12 protein-coding genes are annotated in these 12285 nt (G+C 72.7%); 3 read left to right on the top strand and 9 right to left on the bottom strand.

Translation table 11 applies throughout. The features are described from left to right. Positions 1 to 137: 137 nt before the first annotated feature. Positions 138 to 1718 (bottom strand): S8 family peptidase, encoded by a 1581-nt coding sequence (locus tag CNQ36_RS23150; protein ID WP_121547401.1) that lies wholly within the window; start codon positions 1716 to 1718, stop codon positions 138 to 140. Positions 1719 to 2062: 344 nt separating this feature from the next. Here CNQ36_RS23150 and CNQ36_RS23145 point away from each other — a divergent pair, with 344 nt between their 5' ends. Together CNQ36_RS23145 and CNQ36_RS23140 are read left to right on the top strand one after the other, a co-directional pair. Further along, a complete protein-coding gene (locus CNQ36_RS23145; protein ID WP_121547400.1) occupies positions 2063 to 3349 on the top strand; it encodes a phosphatase PAP2 family protein in 1287 nt (428 codons plus the stop codon). Between the two features lie 135 nt (positions 3350 to 3484). Further along, a complete protein-coding gene (locus tag CNQ36_RS23140; RefSeq protein WP_121547399.1) occupies positions 3485 to 3982 on the top strand; it encodes a MarR family winged helix-turn-helix transcriptional regulator in 498 nt (165 codons plus the stop codon). Between the two features lie 10 nt (positions 3983 to 3992). Here CNQ36_RS23140 and CNQ36_RS23135 read toward each other — a convergent pair whose 3' ends face one another. From CNQ36_RS23135 to CNQ36_RS23110, 6 genes are all read right to left on the bottom strand, one after another. Further along, on the bottom strand, positions 3993 to 5201 hold the full coding sequence (locus tag CNQ36_RS23135) for a PP2C family protein-serine/threonine phosphatase (protein ID WP_228313049.1): 1209 nt from the start codon (positions 5199 to 5201) through the stop codon (positions 3993 to 3995). Positions 5202 to 5233: 32 nt separating this feature from the next. Further along, positions 5234 to 7054, bottom strand: a complete 1821-nt coding sequence (locus tag CNQ36_RS23130; protein ID WP_121547398.1) for a PP2C family protein-serine/threonine phosphatase — start codon at positions 7052 to 7054, stop codon at positions 5234 to 5236. A gap of 190 nt (positions 7055 to 7244) precedes the next feature. Then, positions 7245 to 7691 carry an ATP-binding protein gene (locus CNQ36_RS23125; protein WP_121547397.1) on the bottom strand — a complete coding sequence of 149 codons (447 nt, stop codon included), beginning with the start codon at positions 7689 to 7691 and terminating at the stop codon, positions 7245 to 7247. Further along, positions 7691 to 8101, bottom strand: coding sequence for an STAS domain-containing protein (locus CNQ36_RS23120; protein ID WP_121547396.1), 411 nt, complete (start codon positions 8099 to 8101; stop codon positions 7691 to 7693). The genes CNQ36_RS23125 and CNQ36_RS23120 overlap by 1 nt, the downstream gene beginning before the upstream one ends. Continuing rightward, positions 8098 to 8982 carry an STAS domain-containing protein gene (locus tag CNQ36_RS23115; RefSeq protein WP_121547395.1) on the bottom strand — a complete coding sequence of 295 codons (885 nt, stop codon included), beginning with the start codon at positions 8980 to 8982 and terminating at the stop codon, positions 8098 to 8100. Before CNQ36_RS23115 ends, CNQ36_RS23120 begins: the two co-directional genes overlap by 4 nt. 144 nt (positions 8983 to 9126) lie before the next feature. Further along, positions 9127 to 10275: a PP2C family protein-serine/threonine phosphatase gene (locus CNQ36_RS23110; RefSeq protein ID WP_084828338.1), complete on the bottom strand. Its 1149-nt coding sequence runs from the start codon at positions 10273 to 10275 to the stop codon at positions 9127 to 9129. Positions 10276 to 10434: 159 nt separating this feature from the next. Here CNQ36_RS23110 and CNQ36_RS23105 point away from each other — a divergent pair, with 159 nt between their 5' ends. Beyond that, positions 10435 to 10929 (top strand): MarR family winged helix-turn-helix transcriptional regulator, encoded by a 495-nt coding sequence (locus tag CNQ36_RS23105; protein ID WP_186363120.1) that lies wholly within the window; start codon positions 10435 to 10437, stop codon positions 10927 to 10929. Positions 10930 to 11033: 104 nt separating this feature from the next. On the opposite strand, the gene CNQ36_RS23100 is transcribed toward CNQ36_RS23105, so the two are convergent. After that, positions 11034 to 11882 (bottom strand): SCO4651 family lipoprotein, encoded by an 849-nt coding sequence (locus tag CNQ36_RS23100; protein ID WP_163013349.1) that lies wholly within the window; start codon positions 11880 to 11882, stop codon positions 11034 to 11036. A 141-nt stretch (positions 11883 to 12023) separates the two neighbouring features. Next, positions 12024 to 12266: a DUF6411 family protein gene (locus CNQ36_RS23095; RefSeq protein ID WP_040906214.1), complete on the bottom strand. Its 243-nt coding sequence runs from the start codon at positions 12264 to 12266 to the stop codon at positions 12024 to 12026. Positions 12267 to 12285 lie beyond the last annotated feature (19 nt).

The raw sequence follows: 12285 nt of genomic DNA, 5'->3' as shown, positions 1-12285 counted from the left end.
GGCTCCCTGCCAGCATGACGGGACGGCACCGGGGTTCGGGCGCTGTCTCATCAGGTGACACCGACGGAGCCCCCGCCGGACAGTGGTCCCGGTTGGCACTGTCCGGGGCGGGGGCTCCGCTCCGGGCGGCGCGGGGGCTAGAACTGCAGCGCCCAGCCGTTCAGCCGCCCGCTGTCCCACCACGCGTTGTCGCTGACGCGCAGCTTCCAGGTGCCGTTGGCCGTCTCGGAGGAGGCGTCCACGGTGTAGGTGGTGCGGATGTCGTCCGCGCTGCCGCCGGTGCCGTACGCCTTCAGCGTGTACACCGTGCCGTCGGGGGCGACCAGCTGGACCCGCAGGTCACCGATGTAGGTGTGGGTGATGTCGACCTCGACGGCCAGGTTCGAGGGCGCGTTGCCGGAGACGCCGGAGACGGTCACCGGGGACTCGACGGTGCTGTTGTCGGCGATGGTGTAGTCGGCGGTGTTCTCGAAGCGGTCACCGGTCGGAGGCGGGGTGGTGCCTCCGTCGCCGACGTACAGCAGGCGGTTGGGCGATCCGCTGCCCGGGCTGCCGACGACGCCGGTGGTGGCGGCGGACGTCAGCGCGGAGGAGACCTGGGCGGGGGTGGCCGAGGGGTTGTCGGCCAGGTGCAGGGCGGCCGCGCCGGCGACGTGCGGGCTCGCCATGGACGTGCCGGAGATGGTGTTGGTGGCCGTGTCGCCGGTGTTCCACGAGGAGGTGATGGAGGAGCCCGGCGCGAAGAGGTCCAGCACGGAGCCGTAGTTGGAGTAGCTCGCCCGGGCGTCGCCGGACGTGGTGGCGCCGACGGTGATCGCCTCGGTCACCCGGGCCGGGGACTTGGTGGAGGCGTCGGTGGACTCGTTGCCGGCCGCGACGACGAAGGTGACGCCCGAGGCGACGGCGTTGCGGACGGCCGTGTCGAGGGCGCTGTCCGCGCCCCCGCCGAGGGACATGTTGGCGACGGCCGGCTTGACCGCGTTCCGCGCGACCCAGTCGATGCCGGCGACCACCTGGGCGGTGGTGCCGGAGCCGGAGTTGTTCAGCACCCGGACGCCGACGATCTTCGCCTTCTTGGCGACGCCGTAGGAGCCGCCCGCGACCGTGCCGGCGACGTGCGTGCCGTGGCCGTGGCCGTCCTGGGCGGTGTTGTCGTTGTCGATGGCGTCGTAGCCGTAGGAGGCACGGCCACCGAAGTCGCTGTGGGTGATGCGGACGCCGGTGTCGATGACGTACGCGGTAACGCCCTGGCCCGCCGAATCCGGGTACGTGTAGGAGCTGTTCAGCGGGAGGTTCTTCTGGTCGATCCGGTCCAGGCCCCAGGAGGGCGGGTTCGGCTGGGTGCCGGTGATGTGGAGGGTGCGGTTCTGCACCACGGAGGCGACGGCCGGGTCGGCGGCGAGACGTTTCGCCTCGGCCTCGGAGGCGTCGACCTCGTAGCCGTTGAGGGCCTTGGTGTAGGTGCGCTCGATGTCGGCGCCGTACTTCTTCGCCAGCGCACGGCCCTCGGCGGAGCCGGAACGGGCCCCGTCCGCCTTCAGGGTCACGATGTAGCTGCCGGCGACGGCGTTCGCGGCGCCCGCGTACTGCACGTGGCCTTCGGGGGCCGGCGGAGCCGCGCCGGCGGGGAGGGCGGAGACGAGGCTCGTCACGAGGGCCGCGGTGGTGGCGGCGCCGAGTGCGGCCAGTCTTCGACGGGGGTGACGCATCACTGCCATGTGAGGGTTCCTCCTGGGTCGGTGGTGCGTGTGGGAGTCGACCGCTGTCAGGATCATGTCAATCCCTGAACGGTCAAATCCGGGCGTCAGTCGAAAGATTGAGCGCTCCACAGGATTTACACAAGAGGGCCCTCGCGCGAACGCGCCGGGGCCCCTCGGGAAACCCTCGGGGAACCGCTAGCATGTGCGAACTTGTGGTGATCTACTCGATCACCTGTTCTTCACCGTAAATCCATACGAGTCGACCCGGCACAAGACCCGTTCGTCCGCAATCGAGCGCATAGACCAGACCATTGACGACCACACCAAGCCGAATACCGGCGCGCACCCACAGGCCCCGGGCGATGCTGTGGACCGCGGCCGCCGTCGCGACCCTCGGATTCCTCGTCGCGCTGGAATGCGCCGCACGCGGTTACGGCCTTCCGGGACCCCTCACCAACCAGGCGCGCGAGGTGATCTTCGCCCCCGACTCGGGACCGCTGCTGTACGCCGGTCTCGCGCTGTCGACGGTGGTGCTGACCTGGCGGCAGCGGCTCGTCGCGGCGGGCGCCGCGATCGGCCTCGACGTCGTCTTCTGGCTGGTGCGGTGGGCCGTCGGCGCCGAGATGAACTTCGGCAACGGCGCGCTGTGGGTGGTCCTGGGCATCGCGGTCGTCGCGGTCCTGCGCCGCACCGGGGCGGAACGCCTGCTGCTGCTCAAGGGCACCGGGCTGGGCCTGCTGCTGGTGGCCGGGCACAAGACCGGCGACACCTGGCTGCTCATCACGTCGAAGACCCGCCCGTCGGTGCTCGACCCGTACGTGGCGCTCGCCGACCAGGCGCTGGGCGACCCCTCGTGGCTGGCCGGACGGCTCCTCGCGGCCACCGAGCCGATCGGCCCCTTCGTGCTCCACGTGGTCTACGGCCAGCTCCCGCTGGCGGCGGCGCTCGTCGGGCTGTACCAGCTGCGCCGGGTCGGGGTGGAGCGCCGGTTCCCGTCCCATCACCTGGTGCGCACGTTCCTGGTCATCGGCCTGCTGGGACCCGCCTTCTACATGATCTTCCCGGTCGTCGGACCGGTCTACGCCTACGGCGCCGACGGCGGGCAGTGGGCGGCCGGCCACCTGTGGCCGGACACGCTGCCGTCCATCGGCGTCCCGCACCCGATGCCGTTCGACGAGATCACCCCGCGCAACTGCATGCCCAGCCTGCACACGGCCTGGGCCACCACCCTCTTCGTCCACACCCGCAAGGGCTCACGGGCGATGCGGTACGCCGGCACGTTCTGGCTGGTCGCCACCCTCTCGGCGACGCTGGGCTTCGGCTACCACTACGGCGTGGACCTGCTGGCCGGCGTGGTGTTCGCGCTCACCGTCGAGGCGGCGATGCGCTCCCTCACCCGCGGCCGGAACCGGTCGGGCACCCTGCTGATCGCCTACGGCACGACGGTCTTCGCCGCGCTCCTGACGTCGTACCGCCTGCTGCCGGCCGAGCTGGCCGCGCGCCCGTGGCTGTCCGGCCCGCTGCTCGTCCTGGTGACGGCGTCGGTGGTGTACGCCTACGTCCGGACCACCGCGCTGTGGGAGGCGACGACCGCACCGGCGCCGCACCCGGAACCGCAGGCCCCGGAACCGCGCCCCGAACTCGTCTGAGCGTCGCGGCACCCCCGCGACGTCCCGATCGCCCCGTCCGGCCCAGGAGCCTGCTTGCTCCGCAGGTCTTCGGGTAGAGCGATTGAATGAGGATTATCCCCGCAGTGTCCGAAACGCACTGAAAGCGATGTTCTGGTGACCCGTCTCGACGGCCCCGGTGATGACCGCAGTGAGGGATCGGGCGATGACCCGCACGGTATCGCTCTGGAGATCGCCGATGCTGTGGAGAGTCTCACGAACCTGTGGTCGGTGGCCGCGCAACAGGCGGCCCTGCGCATGTCCGTGCACCAGCTGCGGGCGCTGCTGGTGCTGAAGACGGCCTCGGAACTCAATCTCACGTCGCTGGCCGAACGGCTGGGCATAGGCCTCCCCACCGCCAGCCGCCTCTGCGACCGCCTGGAGGCGGCGGGGATGCTGGAGCGTTCGCTGCACCCGGAGAAGCGCCGGGAGGTGCGGCTGGGCCTGACCGCGCAGGGACACCGCGTGCTGGACGACGTGGCGGCCCGGCGGGCGCAGGCCCTCGCGGACGTGCTCAGGGGGATGGAGCCGGCGGAACGGTCGGCGCTCCGCCGCGGCATGCGGGCGTTCCTCGCCGCCCGGGGCGGTGCGCCGCGCTCCCCGGACGCCCGGTGACCGGGGGGAATCACACGGCCCCGGCTGTGCCCTCCGCCGTCCCGGCGCCCCGGCCGGCCCAGTCCAGGCAGAGGACCGCGGCGTCGGTGGCCAGGTCCTTGCTGCCGGTGTGCTCGATCAGCCCGGCGACCACCGCGCGGGCCGTCTCGTGCGGCGGGGTCCGGCGGGTCGCGCCCAGGATCTGGCGCAGCCCGTGTTCCCCGAAGAGGTCGCCGGCCGCCGAGCTGGTGCCGTGCACGCCCGAGCTGATGGCGACCAGACGGTCCCCGGGCTCCACCCGGAAGGTCTGCTCCTCGTACGGGGTCTCCTCGAACATCCCCAGCGGGAACTGCGCCGTCAGCTCGATCCGTTCGATCGCGGTGCCGCGCAGCCGGTAGAGCTGGGGGGAGCCCGCGTCGACGGCCCGCACGGCGCCGGTGTCCAGGTCGAAGCGGAGCAGCAGCGTCGAGGCGTAGACCTTGCCGCCGTGCTGGGCGTAGACCGCCTGGTCCGCCAGCGCGGCCTGGTCGGCGAGCCCGATGCCGGCGCGGCGGGCGTTGCGCAGGGCGCTGACGGTGAGGCCGGTGAGCAGGGAGGCGTCGATGCCCTGGCCCATGCCGTCGGTGACGGTGACGGTGAGGTGGTCCGCCTCGGTCGACCAGTCGAAGTTGTCGCCGCCGATCGCGTAGGCGGGTTCCAGATGGGCGCCGATGGTGTACTCGTCGCGAGCGCAGCCGCGTCCCGGCAGGAGCTGCCACTGCATCTCCGCCGCGAGGGTCAGGCGGCGGGTGCGGCGGGCCTGCAGGTAGAGGTCGGTGTCGCGGCCCGCGGTGGCCACCTCGTGCCCGAGCGCCGTGGCGAACTCACCGAGCCTGAGCACGGTGGCGGTGTCGGAGGACCCGGCGGGGAGGCGGACGGAGAGGACGCCCAGCCGGTCGCCCCGGACCGTGATGGGCAGGTGGACCAGCTCGGTGGCCGGGTCCGCGATGATCTCGACCACCGGCTTCTGGGAGGTGAAGGCGGTGCCGGCCGGACCGTCGTGCGCGGAGACCGGTTCCCCGGTGTGCGGCAGGAGGGTGACCGGCTGCAGTACCGTGAGACCGTAGTCGGCCAGGAGGAGGGTGACCTCCCGGGCGCCGAACCCCTCGGACAGCAGCGCCCCTGCGGTGGCGGGCAGGGCATGGGGTGGCACCGCCCGCAGCCGGCTCTCCACGGATGACAGCTGTTCGGAAACATTCACGGCATCCGCCCTCTCCCCATACGACCTCCACGTTATCGCGGGGCGGACCGTCCGCCGAAGGCGCGGGGGGAAAGGGGCCCCGCCGGGCGCGGGACGCCGTCCCGGCCGCGCACGAGCGGGGGTGGCACCGCCGACGGGGTGGTGCGGCACAGCAGGAGACAGACGTCGTCGTCCCGCTCGGACGCGGGCACCAGCGGCCCGACCAGCGACTCGGCGCACAGGTCCAGATCGTCCAGCGCGGACTCGTCCAGGGCGGCCAGGGCCCGGCCCAGCAGCTCGATGCCCGCGTCGATTCCCCGGGTGCGCCGCTCCACCAGGCCGTCGGTGTAGAGAACCAGGGTCGAGCCCGCCTCCACGGCGGCCGTGTGCTCCCGGTACGTGAACGGCACCGGGACGCCCAGCATGACCCCCGGTCTGCCGTCCAGGACGCGTACGGCTCCTCCAGGGGCGCGGACGACGGCCGGCGGGTGGCCCGCGGAGGACCACACCGCACGGGGTTCACCGGGCCGGAAGCGAGCGATCATCGCGGTGGCGTACAGGTGGGGCTGCTGGTGGCGCAGCATGCGGTGCAGGCGGGTGAGGATCTCCGCGGGTCCTGCCCCGCCGACGGCGTAGGCGCGGAGCGCGGTGCGCAACTGGCCCATGAGCACGGCGGCGGGCAGCCCGTGTCCGGTGACGTCCCCGATGACCGCCAGCAGACTGCCGTCGGGCTGGACGAAGGCGTCGTACCAGTCGCCGCCGATGTTGAGCCCGCGGGTGGCGGGGAGGTAGCGGGCGGCCAGGCGCAGGCCGGCGGCGGCGGGGAGGTCGGTGAGCTGGGCGCGCTGGAGCGTCTCGGCGGTGTCCCGGTGCTGCTCGTAGCGGAGGGCGTGTTCCAGGGCGATGGCCACGCGGCGGGCCAGTTCGACCAGCATGACGCCGGTGTCCGCGTCGAAGGCGCCGTCGGGCGCCGTGAGGGTGAGCACGCCCAGGGTCCGGCGCACCGTGAGGGGGATGCACAGCAGGGACCGGTCGGGGAAGAGCGCGGAGGGCGGGAGGTCTCCCGTTCCGGGCAGGCCGCCGGGGTGGTGTCCGGCGTGCTGGGGACGGCCGGTGCGGGCGGCCCTGACCGCCGCGGCGGAGCGGGCCCCGCCGCGGGCCGCCCCCGCCTCGTCGAAGAGCCACACGTCGACCTCGGCGGCGTAGTGCGGAACCAGCAGTTCGGAGACGCGGCGCAGGATGTCCTCGTGGTCGAGGGACGCCGTCACGACCGCGCTGGCGTCGGCGAGGAAGGTCAGCAGACGGCGGGCCTTCTCCGCCTCACCGCGGGCGGCCCGTTCGGCGTCGAGCAGATTCCGCTGGAGGAGGGCGGCGGCGTCCAGTTCGGCGTGCAGGGCCAGCACGCCCTGGTTGGTCTGGTGCAGTTCCTCGCGGTGGAGCCGCAGCAGTTCCTCCACCTCGTCCAGCCTCCGCAGGACGGCGGCCGTCCCCTCGTCGGCGGCGAGGACGGCCTCGGCGGACGCGGCGTCGGTCCGGTCCTCCGGGAGGTCCAGGCTCCGCGGCACGGGGCCGGGGCAGGAGACGGCGAGCCGCCACGGCGACGTCTGCGCGTCCGGATCCGGCGGGAGGGGCCGCACGGCCGCCTGTATCCACCCCGCCGTGTCCGGGCCGGACTCTCCGAGGGTGAGCGTGAGTTCCGCGCCGTGGCCGCCGGCCGGGCCGAGGCACCGGCGCAGCCGCTCGGTGAGTGCGGTGAGGAAGCGTGCCCGCTCGACCTCGGGCACACCCAGGGCCGCCGTGAGCCGCGCGGCGAAGCCGCGGGCCCGCGCGGCGTCGCGGACCGTGGAGATCACCCGGACCTCGGGCCCCCTCACGACACCGCTCCGGCAGGGACGGCACGGCTCCCACCGGGACGGCCGCCGGTGGCTCCGTCACCGCTGGACCGCCCGGTCACCGGCTCGGCGGCGGCGACCGGCGTGCGGTGCGGGTTGGGGTGGGCGGGGGCCGTCGGGAAGGGGTTTCGGGTGTGGGGGGAGACGTTCGCCGGGGTGTTTCGGACGCGCGTCATCGGGCGCCCGGCCGGGCCGCGGGTATGGCGGTGGTCCAGGAGGTGACGGTGACGGTCGTACCGGTGCCGGGCTCCGTGTCGAGCGCGAACTCGTCCACGAGGCGCCGGGAGCCGCTGAGCCCGAGACCCAGGCCGCCGCCGCTGGTGTAGCCGTCGGTCATGGCCAGCTCGATGTCGCTGATTCCGGGACCGTGGTCGACGAAGGACAGCCGCAGCCCGCGAGGCTCCCCCAGGGTGAGCGGAGTGATCTCCACATGGCCGCCGCCACCGTGCACCAGCGTGTTACGGGCCAGTTCGCTGGCCGCGGTGACCAGCTTGGTCTGCTGCACCAGGCCGAAGCCGAGCCCGGCGGCGGCCTGGCGGATCTGCCGGCGCACCCGCGCCAGGTCCGCGTCCGAGCCGACCGGCAGGCTTGTCGCCCGCGAGGGAGCGGGATCCGGCATCACGTCCCCCTCTCACGTCTGCCCGGAGCGGCCGGGCGGGCCCGGGTGAGCAGCTCCAGCCCGAGCTCCACGTCGAGTGCGGTGGTCAGCCCCGGCAGGGTGAGGCCCAGCTCGACCAGGGTGATCGCCACGGCGGGCCGCATGCCGACCACGACGGTGCGGGCCGCCAGCACCCGGGCGTTCGCGGCGGTCTCCGCGAGGACCCGCCCCAGGAAGGAGTCGACCATGTCCACTCCGGAGATGTCGATGACCACGCCGACCGCCCCGCTGCGGGCGATGCGCTCGGCGAGGTCCTGCTGGAGCAGCTCGGCCGTCCCGTCGTGCAACTCCCCGTGCAGGGTGACCAGCAGGGTGTCCCCCAGTGCCAGGACCGGCACCGCGGCCGCCGGGCCCGGGGAGGGCGGGGTCACCGGACTTCCGCGTGCGGGGAGACCTCGATGCCCTGCTGGGAGAGGGCGTAGGCGAGGGCGTCCGCCAGCGAGGCGCGGGTGAGGACCGTGCCCAGGTCGATGCCGAGGTGCACGATGGTCTGGGCGATGGCCGGTCGGATGCCGGAGATGACGCACTCGGCCCCCATCAGCCGCGCGGCGGCGACCGTCTTCATCAGGTGCTGGGCGACGAGGGAGTCGACCGTGGGGACACCGGTGATGTCCAGGATGGCGTAGCGGGCGCGCCGGGCGACGATGCTCTCCAGCAGCGACTCCATGACGATCTGGCTGCGGGCGCTGTCCAGCGTGCCGATCAGCGGTACGGCGACGACGCCGTCCCACAGGCTGATGACCGGGGTGGCCACCTCCAGCAGCTGCTGTCGCTGCCGCGCGATGAGCTCCTCCCCGGAGCTGAGGGCCGTCTGCATCACCACCAGGCGCAGCGTCCCCATCAGGGCCGTCAGCGCCAGCAGGCTCTCGGTCTCCTCGGCGACGGACGTGCCGGCGGACTCCGCCCGCAGCAGCTCGGCGACGGGCGTCCGCAGGGCCGCGAACTCGTCCGCGATCTGCGCGGGGCCGGCTCCGGTGCGGGTACGGGAACCGGACATGCGCCCGAGCTGCTCGCGCACCCGGTCGAAGCCGGGCGCCGCTATGTCCTCCAGCCTCCCGGTCGAGGCCACCTCGCACAGCGCGTCCACGACGGCCTTGCACGCCTCCACCGCCTCGTCACGGGACACGGTGAACACCGAGCGGAAGAGCGGGGCGTCGGCCCAGCGCTGAGCGATCTGCTCGCGGCGGCGCTCCAGGAAGACACCCAGCCCGCGCGCCGTCGACTCGACCGCCTCTTGCTCCGACACCCTCATCGTCTCCTTCCCGCGGGACCGCCGACCGGCCACACCCATGAAGCAATTATTGCCTCATGACAAACATTAACGTCGACAACGGGGAGCGAATAACACGGGATCGGCACATCACCGAGGGACCGGTGACCGGCGCCCTGCGACGGGTCAGCGCCCGTGCCAGTCGAGGCAGACGACGAGGGCGTCGTCCGCGGCGACCGAGCCGCCGCGGTGTCCGGTCAGCTCACGGAGGATGGCCCGCGGGACCTCGGCGGCCGGCAGCAGCCGGGTGGACTGGATGGCCCGGGCGAGAGCGGTGTCGCCGTACGCCTCCCCCTTGGGGTCGGCGACCGCGTGCACCCCGTCGCTGACGAAGACGAGCCGGTCGCCGGGCTCGACGTGGAACTCCTGTGTGACGTAGTCGGTCTCCTCGAACATGCCCAGCGGAAGCTGCGCCTCGAACGTGACGCGCTCGACCGAGCCGTCGCGCAGCCGCAGCATCTGCGGGGAACCGGCGTCCACGACCGCGACCCGCCCCGTCTCCAGGTCGAAGTCGAACATCAGCACCGACAGGTAGCAGCGGCCCCGGTAGTGGGCGTAGACGGCCTGGTCGGCGAGGGCGGCCTGGTCGGCGAGGGCGATGCCGGCCCGCCGTGCGTTGCGCAGGGCGTTGATGGCGAGGTTCGTCAGCAGGGAGGCCTCGATGCCCTCCCCCATGCCATTGGTGACGTACAGCATCAGACGGTCCGCCGTGACGGACCAGTCGAAGTTGTCGCCGAAGATCGCGTACGCCGGTTCCAGCTGGGCGCCCAGCTCGTACTCGGGGCGGGCGCAGGCGCGCGCGGGCAGCAGCTGCCACTGCATCTCGGCGGCCAGGGTGAGGCGGTCCTTGCGGCGCGCCTGCAGATAGACGTCGGTGTCGCGCTCGGCGACGATCACCTCGTGGCCGAGCACCTGCGCGATCTCCGCGAGCTCGGCCAGGACGCCCTCGGCGCCGTCGTCGTCGGGCAGGGTCACCGACAGCACTCCCATCCGGTCCCCGCGCACACTGACCGGGAGGTGCACGCGCACCACCCGGTCGCCGGCGGGCTCGACCACCGGCTCCTGGGCGCCGAAGGCACGGCCCACCACGCTGTTGTGCACGGACACCGGCTCCATGGTGTGCGGGAGCACCGACACGGGCTGGAGCACCGTCAGGCCGTAGTCGGCCAGGTACAGGTCCGCGCGTTCCGCCGCATACAGCTCGGCCAGCACCCGTCTGGTGGCGTCGAGCAGCTCATGGGGCGCCGCGGTGCGCAGAGCCCGTTCAGCGATCACGAATCTGTTCACGATGGCAATAACACCGATCCTTCGGAGGATGTTCGCGGCGTCGTCCGGGCGCTGACGCCACCCACCGGCCGCGCCAGGCCGTCCGAATCATGTGTAGCCGCTGCGAATGACTAGTACGCTGGCCGCTGTCCCAGTGCCTGCGAGAGTGTGACAGTGGCTGCTTTCCGCCCCCGCCCTGAGCCCGTCGAGGTCGCCCGTGTGACCGCGACGGCGGGAGAGTTGCTGGAAGTCCTGTGGGGCCGCGCCTCGACCGCCCCTGCGTCAGCGTCACAGATGCGGGTGCTGCTCACCCTGGAGCACCAGGACGGTATCAACCTGCGGACACTCAGCACCGCCCTCGCGTCCACGCCTCCGTCCACCAGCCGGCTCTGCGACCGCCTCGTCGCCGTCGGCCTCGTCGAGCGCGTGGTCAGCCAGACCGACCGCCGGGAGGTCCGGCTGCACCTGAGCAAGCGGGGCCGCGCGTTCCTCGACGACCTGCGGGCCCGCCGGGAGCTGGAGCTGCAGGCGGTGCTGACGCACATGCCCGCCGCGAAACGGGCGGCGCTCCTGGAAGGGCTGGAGGCGTTCTGCGACGCGGCGGCGCTCCAGATGCACGACAAAGGCGTGCGGTCAGGCGACCGAACCGACCGCACCGCCTGAACGCGAGGCCGCGCCACCGGGCTCCCTTCCTTCCCGTCCGGTACGACATCGCTACTTTGTTGCCCTGAGGTCATTATTGTCAATTGACAAGGGATCGCGGGGGCTCAGCCCCGCTGTCCGCCGCTCCGCAGGGCCGTGTCGGTCATGTCGGCCACCTGGCCGGCCGGCGGGGCCTCGGCGTTCACCTCGGCGCCGAAGTCCGAGAACTCCAGCACGGTGCTCATCTTCAGTTGCTGCGGCGCCGCGCCCTCGTCGGGCTTCGCGGAGGCGGAGGCAGGCGCCTTGACCGTCATCTCGAACTGCTGACGGCGCAGCCGCCCCTCGCCGTCCAGCCAGATCTCCATCGGAAGCGTCGGGCCGATCTGCTCGCGCATCCGGTCGCCGCCCGGCAGCTCGGCGACGTCCACCGAGACGCGGTAGTGGGTCGTACCGACGCCGTCGATCTTCTCGGACCCGACCTCGGTGACGTCCTTGTCGGTGATCGCCTTGGCGTAGGCGGCGGTCCGGGCCGGGTCGCCGAACTGCTGGTCGCCCATGCCCTGCTGCTCGGCGGCCTTCTTCAGGTCGATCCCGATCCAGGGCTTGCCGCCCGGACCCTCCTGGCCGGGGGCCTTCTGGTACAGCACCTGGTCGACCACGCGCTGCTCGATGCGCTGGTCCTGCGCGGTGACGGTCATGACGCTGTCGCCGCCGGCCAGGTCGACGACGCCCTTGCCGTCGGAGGTGATCGCCTCACCCTTCGCGGAGACCTCGGTCCTGACCGTCATCCGCGCCGACTCGGCCTCGGCGGTCCTGTCGTAGGCCGCCCGCACCTGCGCCGTTCCCTTCTCCCGGGCACCGTCGCCGCCGCCTGTGTCCTTCGACGTGTCGTCCCCGCCGCAACCGGACAGGGCCAGGCTCCCCATCACCGCGGAAACCACGATCGCGCCGGCCTTCGTCCCCCTGGAACCCATGTGAACCCCCACTCTCCTCGACGACTGCCGACCCGAATGCCCCAGAGGAGTGTCAACACACCTCTTCGCAGGGCGATTTGCGCATCCGGAAGGCTTACGTCCGATTCGGGGGCGCCAGCCGGGGAGGCGTCACCGCACCGGTCAGAAAGGCAGCCGGCCGCGGGCCCGCCGACCGGCCGACCCGCTGCGGCCGACGGCCTTGGAGCTGCTGCGGAACGGCTTGCTGAACAGCCGGCCGAGGATGCCGGGGGCCTTCCCGCCGGCCCGTGACCCGGCCCCGAGCGTGCGCTGGGTCCCGCGCTGCGGGTGGTGGGACAGGCGCGGCGCGAGAAACGCGAGCACGGCGAGCACGACACACACGACGACGATTCCGACGACCATCATGACAAGACTCCTGACGTGA

The organism is Streptomyces fungicidicus, from assembly GCF_003665435.1.
GTDB lineage: Bacteria > Actinomycetota > Actinomycetes > Streptomycetales > Streptomycetaceae > Streptomyces > Streptomyces fungicidicus.
Note: the sequence above shows the minus strand (reverse complement) of the source record. Positions and strands in the feature narration are given on the sequence as shown.